The organism is Nonomuraea longispora (genome assembly GCF_004348345.1).
GTDB lineage: Bacteria > Actinomycetota > Actinomycetes > Streptosporangiales > Streptosporangiaceae > Nonomuraea > Nonomuraea longispora.
Genome location: NZ_SMJZ01000113.1, coordinates 13,483 through 28,318 on the forward strand (window position 1 = coordinate 13,483; position 14,836 = coordinate 28,318).

A 14,836-nucleotide genomic window follows, 5' to 3' on the forward strand; every position below is an offset into this window, starting at 1 on the left:
GCGACTACGCGGCAGCATAGTCGAGATCTTGGGCGTTCCCGAGCGCGTGTCGGCGCTCGTGTTCGACGGGGCTGTAGTAGCCGTTGGTGGAGTGGCGGCGGCGCGGGTTGTAGAACCCTTCGATGTAGCTGAAGAGGGCTCGCTCGGCTTCTGACCTGGTGCGGAAGGTGCGCCGGTCGATCAGCTCGCACTCCAGCGAGGCGAAGAAGCTCTCGGTGATCGCATTGTCGAAGCACGTCCCGGTGCGGCCCGTCGACGGGCGGACGCCTGCCTGCTCACAGCGATGGCCGAAGGCGATCGAGGTGTGCTGGCTGCCCTTGTCGCTGTGGTGAATCACCCCGGCCTCAGGGCGGCGCTGGTGGATCGCCATCGCCAAAGCGTCGGTCACCAGCTCGGTGCGCATGTGCTCGGCCATCGCCCAGCCGACGATCCGACGGGAGAAGACGTCCAGCACCACGGCCAGGTAGACGAACCCCTGCCAGGTCGGCACGTAGGTGATGTCGGCGGTCCAGATCCGGTTCGGTTCATCGGCGGCGAGCTGGCGCTGGACCAGGTCGGACGCGGATGCGGCCCGCTTATCGGTAATGGTGGTGCGGCACCCCTTGCGCCTGCTCACCCCGGCCAGCCCGGCGGCGCGCATCAGCCGGGCCACCCGCTTGCGGCCCACCCGCTCCCGTCGAGCTCGCGCAGATCGGCGTGGATACGCGGCACCCCGTAGATCTCGTCCGAGGCCTGGTGATGCCGGCGGATCTTCTGGGTCAGCTCGGTGTCGCGCCGGGCCTGGGCCGACGGGCCGCGACGCAGGCGAGCCGCCCAGGCGTAGTAGCCCTGGCGCGACACACCCAGCACCCGGGCCAGCAGGGAGACATCGTGGTGGTCCTTCTCCGCATGAATCAGCCGGAACTTCATCTCGGCAGATCCGATGATATTTACGCGAAGAAAACCGAGGCGGCCTTCGGGATCTCGTTGGCCCGCCGGAGTTCGGCGTTCTCCCGGCGAAGCCGCTTCAGCTCGGCCGACTCGTCCGTGGTGCGGCCGAGCCGGCTGCCCTCGTCGATCTGGGCCTGACGGACCCAGGTGCGTAGCGTCTCCGCGGTGCCGATGCCGAGCTTGGTCGCGACCGCGTTGATCGTGGCCCACTCGGTCGGGTAATCGGGCCGCACTTCGGCAACCATCCGCACCGCTCGGCGGCGCAACTCGGCGGGGTAGGGGGACTTACCTGGCATGGACTCGATCCTCTCAAGAGATCAAGCCTCCACCGAACCCGGGGCGATTCAGTCAGTACAACTCTGGTCATAAGGCGGCCGAACAGGAACTTGCTGTCAGCTCGGAAGCAGACCGCAACCGCGTTGTCCGGTGAGCCGTGTTGAGGAACTAGGCACGGATCGTCGATCGCCCCCAGCAATCTACGACGACCAACCATGCAGTGGCGATCGTAGGGCTGCATCTGTGCGGCGGCGTGGCAACCCCGGTCGGGTGAACCGCCGGTGGACCGACACGGGTAACACTCATGAGCGGCGCGGTCTCAAGCCTCGAGGGGAGGATGACGTCCGTCGGATTCCAATCCCTCCGGAACTGGTCAAGATCCTTCGGCAACACATAGGAGAGTTGGGCGTCGCTCCTGACGGGCGACTGTTCCGTAGCGAGCGCGGCGGCGTGGTCGCCTCGACGGCCTACACCGAGGTCTGGCAGGAAGCCCGCACCCTCGCCCTCACACCTGCCCAGGTCGCCTCACCACTCGCCAGGAGGCCGTACGACCTCGGCACGCGGCCGTCTCGCTCTGGCTCAACGGCGGCGTACCGGGCCCAGAGGTCGCGTCCCGTGCCGGGCACGGCGTGGATGTCCTGCTGCGCGTCTATGCCAAGTGCATCGACGGCCAGGAGGACATCGTCAACCAGCGGATCGCGGACGTACTCACCGCATGAGATCACAAGCGGCACCACTCGAAGGGCTCCGGCTTCCCCGGGGCCTTTCGGCGTTGAAGGGCCTCGTCATCCCGCAACATGCTCCGGATCATGGGCCTCGACCTGGGGGAACGCCCTCAGATCCATCCCGCGTATATCCCGTGACCACCGACAAACGGCCGCTCAGGGCTGCATCTGGCTGCACACCCCTGAAATGCAGAAGAGGCCCCGTAGGGCCCCTGAGCTGCGCTAACTGCGTGTGGCAGGTGCAAGGTTCGAACTTGCGTAGGCTGAGCCGACGGTTTTACAGGGCGTCCCTGAGACCTGCTCTAGCCTGCCGCTTTACCTCACGGATCCGACGGTTTCGCGCGTATTCGGTGCAGGCGAACGCGATCAAGGCTCATAAGCCCCTGGGCAAGAACATCTAGCCACTGGTCCTAGATATCCATGTCCCCCGCAAACGGGCGTCTACGGTCAACTCAGGAGGCCGGTTAGCGATCAACCCCCTCCCCTAGCTCCGTCCACGGAACTTCTCCATGCCAAGCCCGCGCACCCGTTCCGGAGACTGAAGGATGCATACTCGTGACCCGCATGGATGCTGTTACCTCTTGTACTCTGCCGTCGTGCCTGAATCGCGACCCGCTATCCCTCGGCCGATGGAGCGCAAGATCCTCATCGAGGCTGGACACCGATGTGCCATCCCTACCTGTCGGGCAACTCCTGTAGAAATCGCCCATATTGATCCGTGGGCTAAGGTGTTGGAGCACCGGCCTGAGAATCTCATCGCCCTCTGCCCTACATGTCACACGCGATATGACCGGCATGAGATCGACAGGCAATCGATGCTGGCTTACAAACGACAGCTTCAACAACTCCAAAATGACTCGGGACACCCCACCCAGCCACTCATCAAAAGCCCCTATATGATCTCAACGCTCGTAATCGTAGATGAGCATGGCATTCAGGTCCCCAACCCCTTCAAGCTAAGCGAGGGCAGTCACAACTTCGAATGCATGGCCACATATGTGGATGGTTCAAGCGCAAGTTATGATCCATATTGGACATGCCCGCTACTCGATCGTAGAGGAAAATTCATCTTGTGGGCTGTCCTGGGGCGTCAGCGGCGTTCCAGTGTCGCTATCAGCGCCTCCATGAAACATGAGCGCTACACCGAGTTGGCATGCTGGGTATTTCCGCCGGACGGTAGCGAAAGGCCTCCGTTTAATCCATGTAGCGCAATCGGATTTGATTATTCATATTTCGATTCGCCCACGGATGAATAAGATCGCCTTGACTGCAAGGGCGTGCAAAGTGGAGGATCTGCGGCCTGGATTACGCGAACACTTGCGCCAGTCCTAACCCCGCCGGCGGCGGCCTACGAGACTTCGCCAGTGCAAGTCCCCTATGGTCGGCCGACCCCTAGCGGTCCTGGCTCGTAACAGCTTCTCGCCAGGACTGGGCTCGACACCAAGCCCTGTAACCTCCGCCTTGATGTCACTAGCTAAACGAATCGCCGTTTGGCCAGATCTTCACGGCCAATGTGGCCAGGAATGCTTGACGCTCCCGAATCCCGTCGGTGCGCCAGAAGTTCGCCGACGGATCCCATACCCTCTCAATACCAGTTGATTTGGTTATCTGAAAAAGTGACTCTTCATAAAGATGACTCTTCTCAGGGTACGGGCGATTTGATGCCTCTTGATTCTTCTTTCCATGAAGCAAGGTCTGGTTACCTAGGCGCGCTACCCATCTATTGTGCTGCTCCCCTGGGCGGTCGCCGGGCTGATCCTTAAGAATCCATTCGGAAGGAGGATGCTGAGGATAGATGTGATCAACGTGCACTATTTTACTTCCGGCAACCTCCACTTCATCAACGCTCTTCTCTTGCCGCATGAACCGTTCGATCTTCGTCAACAGGTAGCGAGCTTGAGAGCTTTTTGCTATGGACACGTTACTAAGGTCCGCCTGAAAGGCTTCATCGTTTGGAAGTGCATCACTGATGCGCGCCAGGGCAGACTCCACGCGCGATCCGCTAGAAAGCTCCTTTGCTGCCTCGAATATGACCTCTTCAAGAATGGTGGACTCTCGCCGGCCCACTACTGTCCACCGCACATAGTAAGTCAGGGCGACTTGTGCCAACTGCTGTAGATCGCCGTACTGGTTATCTTGAGACGCTGCGAGGAGGAGCGGATATAGGGCGTCTGCACCTAATGCCTTCACTTCTGCGAGATACGAATCCAAACCTGCGTGACCTGTTGTGCCGGCGATTAGGTCCATGTAACGCTCCGAGTCGGACTGCAACTCGGCGGCAAAGCTTCGAGCAGAATATGACTGAGCCTTCTTCTCGAACCTCTTCTCTAGATTGGTTCGGATTGTTGAATATAGGCTGTGAGCTTTTACATCTCCATGCCGAGCCACCCATGAGTGACGCAGGAAACGCTCGATCTCCTCCCGCTTATCGAAGCCTTGCAGAAGGAAGTCCCAGGCTTGGTTCACACGCTCCTTCTCATCTGCATCCCGGCTCTTTGCCATAAGAAAGTTTCTCACCAGGTCGACTGTCGATAGGTCTTTGCCGCGAGAGTTGATAGTTTCGAAGACCTCGTTGGCATCACTGGATGTTGGAGTCTGTATCTCGACGAACACGAGCCCATCGATCAAACAGTTAGAGAAGTCCTCAATCCAGTCAAGCTGATTCTCTATTCCATCTATCTCAGTGAGCTTCTGGGCTACCTTGAGATCAAAATTAGAGCGCGCTTGAATGATAAGTTGATGTGATGGATTGATGGGGTTCTCTACCCTTTCGGGGCGCCCTTGGGCTTCATCCCAGTTCTGGATATAGTCTCGAAAGAATGCTTTGTCGAATCTCGATAGGGTCAGAAAATATTCCATAGGCTGACGGCGACTTGCTTTTCTCGCTATATAATCTCTCTGAAGGTTCGTTGCTTGAACTCTGGATTCCGCCGTTCCAATTCCCCACAGTGCGTCACGTAGGGCTGATAGTAGAATTGTGGAGGTCGTCAAGCGCTGCTGTCCATCCAGAAGCGCCCTAGTTTTGACTTGCTCGTCCGTAATCGTGACAATCGGCCCAATAAAGTATTCTGAAGACGCCTCGCCTCCAGTTGCTCGCAACTTAGAGAACTTCTCGACATCGGTCCAGAAGGTGTCCACTTCCTTCTTGGTCCATGCAAATTGGCGTTGACTGTCATCCGGTACGGTTACGACCGGGTTATTTGCCCCGATTAGTTGCCCGAGGGTCTGGCGAGCGGCGTGTTTGATGATGGCCATATTTCGTCCTTCGGAGGGGATAGCAAGCATACTCCGACACTCTCCGCCATGGAATGGGCACGGCGGTTCTCAACTACCCCTGGGTGGCATGTTGTTGAGTCGCGTGCCTAGGCTCGGGGCAAGCACTACTTCACTGCCAGCAGCTGAGCGTTCAACGCCTAGGAACCGATCATCTAGGGCGCGGCGTTCTAAGTCGCGGCGCCCGCGATGCAACGGCGTTGCCCCGGGGGCGGGTCGGGGCGATGGCAGAAACGTGGGCTGCCAGAACGGGAGGCTGCCTGTTTCCACACATGTGCCCTAACTGACGTGTACGGCGGGGCCGGCGACCGTCAGCCCACACCGTTACGTGTAGCGGCAGAGCTTAGCTCGCTGAGCGAGTGGCGAGCCTAGCCATCGACCATGCTCTCGCCAGACACTCCCAATGTGCAGGCTCTCCAGGAGGTCTACGCATGCCGCGCCGACCTCCTCATTGAAAACCGCCAGCATTCGTACTGACTCCCGTTCTCCTGGGTAGAGGAAATGACGGTATTGCAGTAGCTGCCCAATTGCCTCGCGAGTTGCGCTGACCGCATTTCCACGCCTAACCATTTTCACTTCGATCAGCCACTCGATGCCATCGCGCTGAACAGTCATATCCCGCGGGTGTACCACAGTAGTCTTAGGGTCCAGACCCAGAGAGATCAGATACTTTCCGTACTCTTCAACGATGCGTTCGTGAGTACGGCTTTTTATGAGAGTTCGCGCCTTAATTTCTGCAACGTAGTCAGAGGAGTTCTTAGGCTTGAACTCGCCTGTTTTGGCAGAAGTGGAGGTAGTTTGCCTTTTAACAGTTGTGACGATAGCGTCTGGTGTCGTTTGCCGAAGCTCCTCACGTACAGCAAGAGCCTCCTGGTAAAGCCGAATGAAATGCTGTAGGTCGCCTACCATTGTCGCTTCGTCCGGCAGATCGGCGAGTTTATACGTGGTAGCAAGAATGTTGCCGAACTCGTAGTGGACTGGCAGGGGCGCCTTGGTGCGGAGATCGATGGCTGCCTCCAGCCCGGCCGTCAGTTCAGGAGGCAAAGCCGCCCTGATGCTGTCAGCTTGTTGCCTCAGCAACTGGCGCCCGCGAGAGGTCTTGAACCGGTCGATAAGCTCGGTAACACCCTGGTTCAAGCTGAGCGCGACCGTCTGCATGTCCTCAGCGAAGAGGTAGACGACGTACATCCCGTGCCGCGCCGTCTCTGTTTCATCCGGATCGAACACGGAAATCCATGGGACGAAGGCAGGGGCGCCCTTCCCCCCACTGCCAACCGGCAAGTACCCGGCGGGAAGCCACTGCAGTAGTTCCGTCCCAGCCTGCCGTAGCAAGCGCTGTGCATCGCTGGACATGCCCAGGGACCGATCGTAGCTGGTGCCGATGCGTTCGATGAGTGATCTGAGTTCCATGGCCTAGAGCCTCCTGAGGGGGCTGGGGGGACCTGTAGGCACAACTGTAGGACGGCGCACTGACAGATGCGGTCTCGGTTTCTCGTCTTGGCATGCGGAATGTTCCCCACTCCAGCGGCACGCCGGCCGCCCTGACACACGGCAAAGCGAACGCCAGCGCCAATCACGTACCGGCCACATGGTTTGGTAAGTGGCGACGCCGCTGAGGACGCGGCGCTGGCCTGTCGCCGCCAGCTGGCAGGGAAGGGGTACCCGTCGCACCAACCCAGGGAGGTGTATCAGTCCTGAATGTCGCAGCTCGCCTTATCTTGGTGCGACAGACGAATAGGAGTCCTCTAGAGACTCGGTCCGACGCTGTGAACGCCATCGTGCGCTCGGACAGCAGGCTTGCCGTCGTTGCTCAGAGCGTCCAGCACACGGACAGCAAATGCTTCGACTGCCAATGCACGCACTTCGTCGGCAGCCAGCCAGCGGAAAGCTCGTGACTCATCGGTGACTGTCAGAGATCCACCTATGGCGCGGCAACGGAAGACGAGTGCGATGATCCCGCGTTTCATGTTCTTGTACACGCCAGTAAGTAGTTCCGGCTCGACTTCGAGACCCGTCTCCTCCCTAACCTCCCGCCGCAGTCCGCTGACGATGTCCTCGTCCAGCTCAAGGACGCCTCCTGGGGCTTCCCAGTGGCTGTTGTCCCGACGCTGAATGAGCAGGGCCCTGTCCTGGTCGTCTACGATGACGCCCGCAACGCTTACCGAATGACGCGAGTCTTGATCCATAGCAGCCTCTCGCGGTTTGCCTCTAGCTAGACTCCCAAGCTAGTACACGTATGTACGAGTGGAGGAGTTGACTCGCAATGGACCTCATCTTGCCGGGCCTGGATCCGGAGTCAGATCGTCCCGTGTTCAAACAGATGGCCGATCATCTTCGCGAGGCTATCGAGCATGGACGTCTCGCGCCCGGAGCAAAGGTGCCGTCTGAAGCCACACTCATGGCGCACTACGGTGTGGCCCGCATGACCGTCAGGAGCGCCCTCCAACTCCTCCAGAGTGAAGGGTTGACTGTTGCAGAGCATGGGCGGGGAGTGTTCGTGCGTTCGCGGCCGCCAGTTCGCCGACTCGCGTCCGACCGCTTCGCTCGACGCCACCGGCAAAGGGGGAAGGCAGCTTTCATCGTGGAGACGGAGGAGTCCGGGGGCAAGCCTTCGGTCGATTCCATTCGAATCACCGAGATGGATGCTTCGGCCGACGTGGCGAAGCGACTGGGCCTGACCGCGCAGGACAAGATTCTCGTACGCTCCCGTCGTTATCTGATCAACGGCCACCCCGTAGAGACGGCAGTCTCATACCTGCCTGCTGCTATCGCTTCAGGAACGCGGATCGCCGAGCCCGATACAGGGCCGGGGGGCATCTATGCCCGACTGGAGGAGATGGGTTACCGACTAGACCACTTCGACGAAGAGATCAAGGCGCGTATGCCCCTGCGTGAAGAGGCCAGGGCCCTCAAGCTCGCGCCCGGGACGCCGGTCTTCCACCTCATTCGAACAGCCTTCACCGAGGACGGTAGGGCGGTAGAGGTCTGCGACACCGTGATGTCCAGTGACGCCTACGTTCTCGCTTACCAACTTCCTGCGCGATAACGCTTGACTCCTCTAGACGAGTCTGCGATACATGAATCAGAACTCCTCTAGTCGAGTAGTCGCCTAGGCGAGATTGATGCGACAGCCCGAAAGATCCCTAGGAAGGCGGCTCAGGCCGCGCGCCGAGGGCTGTAGCGCCTGCTGCTTGCGACAACTTCATCGGGTCACCGCCTCCCACCGAAAAGGCGGCTCGCGTGGGGTCGATCCCACGCTTTGCAGTCCAACTGCCCGAGGCGCACCAATCCGAAGGGATCGCAATGAAGCCGCCCGGAACGTTCACCGTGCAAGATCACGCTTACGACAAGGCACAGTCCCGACTGGTTCGGGACGCTGCCCGCGGTTATCAGGCGTTGCTGGCCTCGGTCACCGAGTGCATGCCACGCCAGTTGGCGGAAGAGGGGGCATGCCGGTTCGACCCCGACCTGCATGCCGGCCCCGATGTCTTCATCGACGAGCCCGCCGACGCCAAAGCCGCCCGCGAGCAGGTTGCTCGCGAGGTTTGCGCGGAGTGCCCGGTGTGGGCCTCGTGCCTGTTCTACGCCCTCGACGCGCGCCCCGAGGCGGGCGTGTGGGCGGGCCTGACCTCCGAGGAAATCGCCGCGCTCGCCCGCGGACAGGGCGTCTCGACGCCCACGCCGCGCGAAGCGGCCTGACGGCTCGCGCCGCGAAGTCGGTGATGGACTCGTGAGCCGTATCCGTGCCCGTTTCTGGGATCCGACCGGCCGGCGCTACGCGCTGCCCACGTGGCCGTGGCGGATGGCGCCGCCGCACCTGCTCACCCTGCGCCAGCTGGCCGCGGCTGGGCTTCGGCCCGGCGGGCAGAACGTGCAGGGTCAGGTGTTGTGGTGCTCGCGCCGCTACCACGCCCGTGGCGGCGTCCGGGTCGCGTTCCTGTACGACGTGCGCCTGGCGCTGCCCAAGCGCGTCCCGACCGTCCGGCAGCGTGCCGCGCTGGCCAAGGCGAACGCCGCGCGCCGGACCTGCCCCGAGTGCCTGCGCGATGTCGGCTACGTGCTGTCTCGCCGGCTCGGCACCTGTAACGACTGTGCCGAGCAGGCCGCCGCCTGACCGGCCTTCCGTCCACCTCGTAAGCGGTCCCCGGCCAGTGGTCGCAACACCGGTCGGGGACCTCAATCTGTCCCCGCTAGTGAAGGAGATCCAGACTGTGAACCCGAACCCTACCGAGCCGGCCAGCCCGCCGCCCGTCCCGCTTGGTGGCGCGGTGGCCGCGGGCCTGGCCACGCGCCGAGTCGCCATCGCCGTCGTGTCGGTCATCGCCGGCGTGGCCGCCTACGTCAGTTTCCGCCACCAGCACGGCCTGGCCATGACGGCGGGCGAGCCGGTCGCGACGGCGTGGACGCTGCCCGTCCTGATCGACGGCGTGATCATCATGGGCTCGCTCGTCATGCTCGACGCCTCCCGCCGTGGCGACAAGGCGCCGTGGCTGGCCCGCCTCGCGCTGATCGCCGGCGCGGTGGCCACCCTGGCGGCGAACGTCGCGCACGGCTGGTCCGGCGGCCTGGCATCCAGCCTGATCAGCGCGGTCGCGCCGATCGTGCTCGTGGTCGCCTACGAGCTGCTCATGGGCATGCTCCGGCGCACCCCGCGCCCGGTCACCGCGCCCACCCCCGAGGCCGCGTCCGAGCCGGTCGAGGACCACGCCGTCCCGGAGGCCGCCGAGCAGGTCGAGCCGACACCGGCCGTGGCCGGCACAGTGGAGGAGGCCGCCCGGCTGGCCTACGAAGCGAGCGTGCTGGCCCGTGAGCCGCTGTCGGAGCGCAAGCTGTCCGACCGGTTCAAGCTCACCCGTACCGCTGCCCGGTCCATCATCGGCGCCCTGGTTGACGACCTGGTCGTGACCACGCTGCGGATGCAGGACAAGCCGCCGCACCCGGACCACCTGGTCGACCGGTTCGGCATCACCGAGCGGCGCGCGGTCGAGCTCATCAACGCCCGGCTGGCCGAGTGGCCCGCCCAGCCCGTCGAGGACACCGGCCAGACCGGCGGCGAGCCGGCCGAGCCGTTCGTCGAGGAGATCTCTCGCCCCGTCCGCTGGGGTGCCCGCGTTGTTCCGGTGCATCACGAGGTGCCCGCGCTCACGTCCGGCAACACCGTAGGAGGTGCCGCATGATGGCCCGCAAGTACACCACCAAGCACAAGATCGGCCCCGACTTCGGCAGCGTGCTCGTGCTGGTCGCGATCGTCGGGCTGGCCTGGCTGCTGCTCGGCTGGTCGCCGGTCGGCTTCGGGCTGACGCTCGCCTGCGTCGTCATCGTCCTGACCGCCGTCGAGGCCGCCGTGTTCCCCCGGCGCAACCTCACCCGGCGCATGTCTCGCCAGGCCGGTAAGCGCGAGACGCGCCGATGAACAGCACCGGCGACATCGCCACTCTCGCCCGCATGGCGACCATGCTCGCGGTCGCCTACGTGCTGGCCGCGCTGACCCTGCTCGGGCACGTGATCGTCCTGGTGGCCGGCGCCCTCGACGCGCTGGCCACCTCGTACGTGGGCCTGCCCCGGCTGGCCTACCTGGTGCACCGATTCGCCGAAGTGGTGCGGGAGACCGCACGAGAGGAGGGGCTGTGACCAGCCCGAACGGCACCCCGAACACGCCGAACACCCGCAACCGCATCCCCGAGCTGGCCACGATCCCGTGGTCCGGGCCACGTTCCATCACCGACTACGCCCGCACCGGCCGCGGCCTGTGCCGCGAGCTCGGCGAAGAGTTCGCGATGGGCTCGGACGAGTTGTACGCGGTGCTGATCCGCTCGTTCAAGGGTCACCCGCTGCTGGCCATGGTCGGCGCCCCGGACGTGCGCCGGCGGGCCAAGCGGGTCGTCAAGCGGCTCAGGCGCGCCGCCGAGCTGCAGAAGGGGGCGGGGGTGGAGCTGGTGAAGTTCCACGCCCAGTTCCGCAAGGAGTTCGTCGACATCCTGCCTCAGGCCAAGCCTGAGCAGCGTCCCTCTACCTTTCGATGGGATGACGACTGATGCCCGGACGCACCACCAGCGGTCGCGAGCTCGCCACCGCCACGATCGAAGAATCGAGCATGTCCAAGGTGGCCGCCAAGGGCGTGTCCAAGCTGCTCACGCTGGTCACCCCGTGGGTCGTGGGCCTGTTCGGCTTCGGCCTGGCCGCCGCGCTGCACTTCATCCTCTACAGCCCCGAGTCGATCGGCGCCTGGTCCAGCGTGGTCACCGTATGCGTGATCATCCTGACCGGCGTCACCTACGGCACCTCACACGCTCGCGGCCCGTGGGGCAAGACGCACACCACCGCCTCGACGTTCCTGGCCGGCGTCTGGACCGTGGCCGTGGTGAACCTCGGACCCTGGCATCCGGTGCTGTGGCGGCTCGGCGTCGTCGGGGGCATCACCATGGCGCTGTCGTGGAACATCCGATCCGTCATCCGCCTCAAGGGCTGGGACGAGCCCGGCACCGCCACCGACCCGCTGTCGTTCCTGTTCGGCCGCGGCGCCGAGCGGGCCGGCATGAAGGAGGTCGAGGCCCGCACCGTCAAGGCCACCGCTCACAAGGTCGAGGGTGAAGTGCAGCTCGACCACGGCCGGCATACCGCCGATGACCTGCAAAAGAAGGTCGCCTACATCGAGTCGGGGATCCCGCTGCCGCCGGGCAGCATCACCACCGCGATCGACCCGGACGACGCTTCCAAGGCCAAGGTCACCATCAGCGACCCGCGGGTGATGAAGCGCCCGATCCCCTGGCCCGGCGCCTCCCGCCCCGGCGGCTCAGTCTCCGAGCCGATCCGCGCCGGCCTGTGGCAAGACCTCGACGAACTCGAATACGTGCTCGTGGGGCACCACCTACAGGTGATGGGGCAGACCGGCTCGGGTAAGAGCATCGGCGGCGCCTGGAACCTGCTCGGCGAGCTCATCACCCGCTACGACGTCGCCATCTTCGCCGGCGACATCACCAAGGGCAATCAGACGCTCGGCCCGATGCGCGAATCCCTGCACCGGTTCGAGACGTCCAAGCCCGGCGTCAAGGCGATGCTCGCCGGCCTGCAAGCCCAGATCAAGCCGCGCACCAACTACCTCGCGGGCAAGGGGCTGCAGAAGTGGGTCAAGGGCTGCGGCCTGACGTACTGGATCGTGTGGCTGGAGGAGTTCCCGGACATCTTCGACGCCCTGTCCGACGCCGAGCAGGAGAAATTCCTGTCCATGCTCAAAGCGATTCGGTCGGCCGGCGGCACGATCGTCATGTCGTTGCAGCGCTCGGACTACTCCCAGATGCCCACGCTCGCCCGCGGCCAGTTGGCCAAGATGTGCTTCGGCGTGGACTCCCCGGCCGACGCCTCGTTCGGGCTGTCGGAACGGCAGCAGGACGCCGGCGCCCGCCCCGAGCTGTGGACCAACGCCCAACCGGGCATGGCCTACCTAGATGCCCCGTCCATCCCGGACGAGCGGATCGCGATGCCGCTGCGCACGTTCGCGTGGGGCATGAAGGGCGACCGCTTCGACGACGAGGCCGCCAACCAGGCGATGCGGGAGCACGCGGCCCGCTGGCCGGCCGCCGACAAGAAGGTGGACCCCACCACGGCCCGCCTGTCGCTCCTGGACGGCGGCACGCACCCGCGCGCCACCTGGCCCGTCGAGCTGGAGGAACCTCACGGGGCCGGCCCCGGTCAGGGCAGCGATGAGGACGACGATGAAGAGGTGCGGAACGTGGCCGCCGAGTACCTGGCCACCGACGACCCCGACCCGGACGTCATCGGCGACCTCGACGACGAGATCCCCGACCTACCGGACGGACAGCCGCCGCTGACGTTCGCGCCGCCCGAGCAGCGCATGACCCCGCAACAGCGCGGAGAAGCGCTGCTGGGGCGGCTGCAAGAGCTGTGGGACGACGGCGCCCGCGACTTCTCCTCCGGCGATCTCAAGCCGCTGTGGCAGAGCACGGACATGTCCCGCGCGTGGTGCCAGAAGCAGCTCAAGCGGCTGCTCGCGGCCGGCGTGCTCGGCGGCTACGACGACGAAGCCCAGCGCTACCTGATGCCCGACCGGCCCGAGATCCGGGAGGAGGCGGCCTGAGGTGGACCCGCTGCGCTTCACTCCCGGCCAGTGGCGCGCCCTGCGCTACCTGGCCACCCACAGCGCCAGTGCGGCCCGTGTCGGCTTACGCGCCTCCCAGATATGGGAGCGTACCGGCGTGACCGGTGACGAGCTCGTGGAGCTGGCCAGTCTCGGTTACGTGGCCGGCCGGCTGCACGGCAGCAACGCCCCGCCCACGCCCGGCGTCGCCATCACCGCCCGCGGCAACCCGAAACTGCGCATCCACCTCACCAAGCCCGGCAAGAAGGCGGCACTCGAGGTCGCGCCGGCCTGGCGTGTCGTCGAGCTGCTGCGCGACCGTCACCCCCTAACGGTCGATGACGTCGAGAACGACGCCGGCGTGCCCAGCGACACGCTGACCCGCCTCGACACGCTCGGCTTCCTGCACCGCGAAGTTAACGAGCAGGAAGAGGTGCTGTTCTCGCTCACGCAGAAAGGGCGCCAGTACGCCGAGCCGTACAGCGCGTAGCGCGCACGGCTGCGCGTGAGTGCGAGCGACAGCCCTTTTCGATCTTCCTGCCACGGGTGCCACCCGAGGGGTGTCACACCCTGCCACACCCGGTGCCACGAGGGTGCCACGCCCCTGCCACGGGGGGTGCCATGGCAGGTGCCACGCTCCGTGGCACCCCTTCTGACCTGTAACCCCCCCCCCCACCCCCCGCCCGTGGCAGCGCGGGGGGTGCCACACCCATGTCCCGAACCCTTCATCGATCCTCTCGACGATCTCGGAAGGAAGACCCGCCATGTCCGGCGAGACCACGATCACGATCATCGGCAACCTGACCGACGACCCCAAGCTCAACTACACGCAGAACGGCGTCGGGGTGGCCGGCTTCACGATCGCCTCCAGCGCCCGCGCCTACGACAAGAGCGTCGAGCAGTGGAAGGACGGAGAGGTCCTGTTCATGCGCTGCTCGGCGTGGCGCGACCTCGGCGACCACGTCGCCGAGTCCCTGACCAAGGGCACCCGCGTCATCGCCTCCGGCCGGCTACGCCAGCGCACCTACGAAACCGGCGACGGAGACCACCGCACCGTCATGGAGATGACCGTGGACGAGATCGGCCCATCGCTGCGCTTCGCCACCGCCAAACCGCAGAAGGCCACCCGCACCGGCAGCAACGGCCACGCCGGCGGCGCACCCGCCGACCCGTGGGCAAGTGCCGCCCCCATGGGCGACAAGCCGTCGTTCCGCACCGGTCTGAGCGACGAGCCCCCGTTCTAGATCCTTCCCCCACGACCACGTGGGCGCATGCGGCCTCGACGATCAGCCGCCAAGCAACACCGTCGAGGCCGCCCGCCCACTCCCCAGACACGAGAAGGAAGGCACCTGCCAGCATGACAGCCACCCGCACCCGCAACCAGATACGTCAGCGTGGCCGTGCCCCGGCGCCACCCTCACCGCCCGCCGTCCCGACCCGCGCCGCCGACCTGCGATCCGGGCACGCGGTCCGTATCGCCGGCTACGGCACCCTGCCCGTGGCCGCCGAGCCCGGCCCGGTGCTGCCGCCCCTGGTG

At 64.5% G+C, this 14,836-nt stretch carries 15 protein-coding genes and 1 pseudogene; 12 read left to right on the forward strand and 4 right to left on the reverse strand.

Annotated features, from left to right (window positions below):
- Positions 1–7 precede the first annotated feature (7 nt).
- Positions 8–1,226, reverse strand: a pseudogene (locus E1267_RS26475) (transposase); the annotation flags it as partial.
- 1,334 nt (positions 1,227–2,560) lie between these two features.
- Here E1267_RS26475 and E1267_RS48025 point away from each other — a divergent pair.
- Positions 2,561–3,187, forward strand: a complete 627-nt coding sequence (locus E1267_RS48025; protein ID WP_165959796.1) for an HNH endonuclease signature motif containing protein — start codon at positions 2,561–2,563, stop codon at positions 3,185–3,187.
- A 214-nt stretch (positions 3,188–3,401) separates the two neighbouring features.
- Here E1267_RS48025 and E1267_RS26490 read toward each other — a convergent pair whose 3' ends face one another.
- The 3 genes from E1267_RS26490 to E1267_RS26500 form a co-directional block, all read right to left on the reverse strand.
- Positions 3,402–5,186, reverse strand: a complete 1,785-nt coding sequence (locus tag E1267_RS26490; protein WP_165959797.1) for a DUF262 domain-containing protein — start codon at positions 5,184–5,186, stop codon at positions 3,402–3,404.
- 342 nt (positions 5,187–5,528) lie between these two features.
- Positions 5,529–6,614, reverse strand: a complete 1,086-nt coding sequence (locus E1267_RS26495; protein WP_132336068.1) for an MrcB family domain-containing protein — start codon at positions 6,612–6,614, stop codon at positions 5,529–5,531.
- 335 nt (positions 6,615–6,949) lie between these two features.
- Complete coding sequence (locus E1267_RS26500) at positions 6,950–7,390, reverse strand: NUDIX hydrolase (RefSeq protein WP_132336070.1); 441 nt, start codon at positions 7,388–7,390, stop codon at positions 6,950–6,952.
- A 77-nt stretch (positions 7,391–7,467) separates the two neighbouring features.
- Here E1267_RS26500 and E1267_RS26505 point away from each other — a divergent pair, with 77 nt between their 5' ends.
- The 11 genes from E1267_RS26505 to E1267_RS26555 all read left to right on the forward strand — a co-directional run.
- Positions 7,468–8,250 (forward strand): GntR family transcriptional regulator, encoded by a 783-nt coding sequence (locus E1267_RS26505; protein WP_132336072.1) that lies wholly within the window; start codon positions 7,468–7,470, stop codon positions 8,248–8,250.
- A gap of 257 nt (positions 8,251–8,507) precedes the next feature.
- Positions 8,508–8,903, forward strand: coding sequence for a WhiB family transcriptional regulator (locus E1267_RS26510; RefSeq protein WP_246064276.1), 396 nt, complete (start codon positions 8,508–8,510; stop codon positions 8,901–8,903).
- 31 nt (positions 8,904–8,934) lie between these two features.
- Complete coding sequence (locus E1267_RS26515) at positions 8,935–9,318, forward strand: RRQRL motif-containing zinc-binding protein (protein ID WP_132336074.1); 384 nt, start codon at positions 8,935–8,937, stop codon at positions 9,316–9,318.
- Between the two features lie 97 nt (positions 9,319–9,415).
- On the forward strand, positions 9,416–10,381 hold the full coding sequence (locus E1267_RS26520; RefSeq protein WP_165959798.1) for a DUF2637 domain-containing protein: 966 nt from the start codon (positions 9,416–9,418) through the stop codon (positions 10,379–10,381).
- Positions 10,378–10,617: a hypothetical protein gene (locus E1267_RS26525; RefSeq protein ID WP_132336078.1), complete on the forward strand. Its 240-nt coding sequence runs from the start codon at positions 10,378–10,380 to the stop codon at positions 10,615–10,617. Before E1267_RS26520 ends, E1267_RS26525 begins: the two co-directional genes overlap by 4 nt.
- A complete protein-coding gene (locus tag E1267_RS26530; protein ID WP_132336080.1) occupies positions 10,614–10,835 on the forward strand; it encodes a hypothetical protein in 222 nt (73 codons plus the stop codon). The genes E1267_RS26525 and E1267_RS26530 overlap by 4 nt, the downstream gene beginning before the upstream one ends.
- Positions 10,832–11,239, forward strand: coding sequence for a hypothetical protein (locus E1267_RS26535; RefSeq protein WP_132336082.1), 408 nt, complete (start codon positions 10,832–10,834; stop codon positions 11,237–11,239). The genes E1267_RS26530 and E1267_RS26535 overlap by 4 nt, the downstream gene beginning before the upstream one ends.
- Entirely contained in the window at positions 11,239–13,299 is a 2,061-nt protein-coding gene (locus E1267_RS26540; protein ID WP_132336084.1) for a hypothetical protein, read from the forward strand. The genes E1267_RS26535 and E1267_RS26540 overlap by 1 nt, the downstream gene beginning before the upstream one ends.
- Before the next feature lies 1 nt (position 13,300).
- Positions 13,301–13,789, forward strand: a complete 489-nt coding sequence (locus E1267_RS26545) for a helix-turn-helix domain-containing protein (protein WP_132336086.1) — start codon at positions 13,301–13,303, stop codon at positions 13,787–13,789.
- A gap of 274 nt (positions 13,790–14,063) precedes the next feature.
- Positions 14,064–14,543: a single-stranded DNA-binding protein gene (locus E1267_RS26550; RefSeq protein WP_132336088.1), complete on the forward strand. Its 480-nt coding sequence runs from the start codon at positions 14,064–14,066 to the stop codon at positions 14,541–14,543.
- A gap of 113 nt (positions 14,544–14,656) precedes the next feature.
- The coding region (locus E1267_RS26555) for a hypothetical protein (RefSeq protein WP_132336090.1) at positions 14,657–14,836 on the forward strand (180 nt) is incomplete at its 3' end.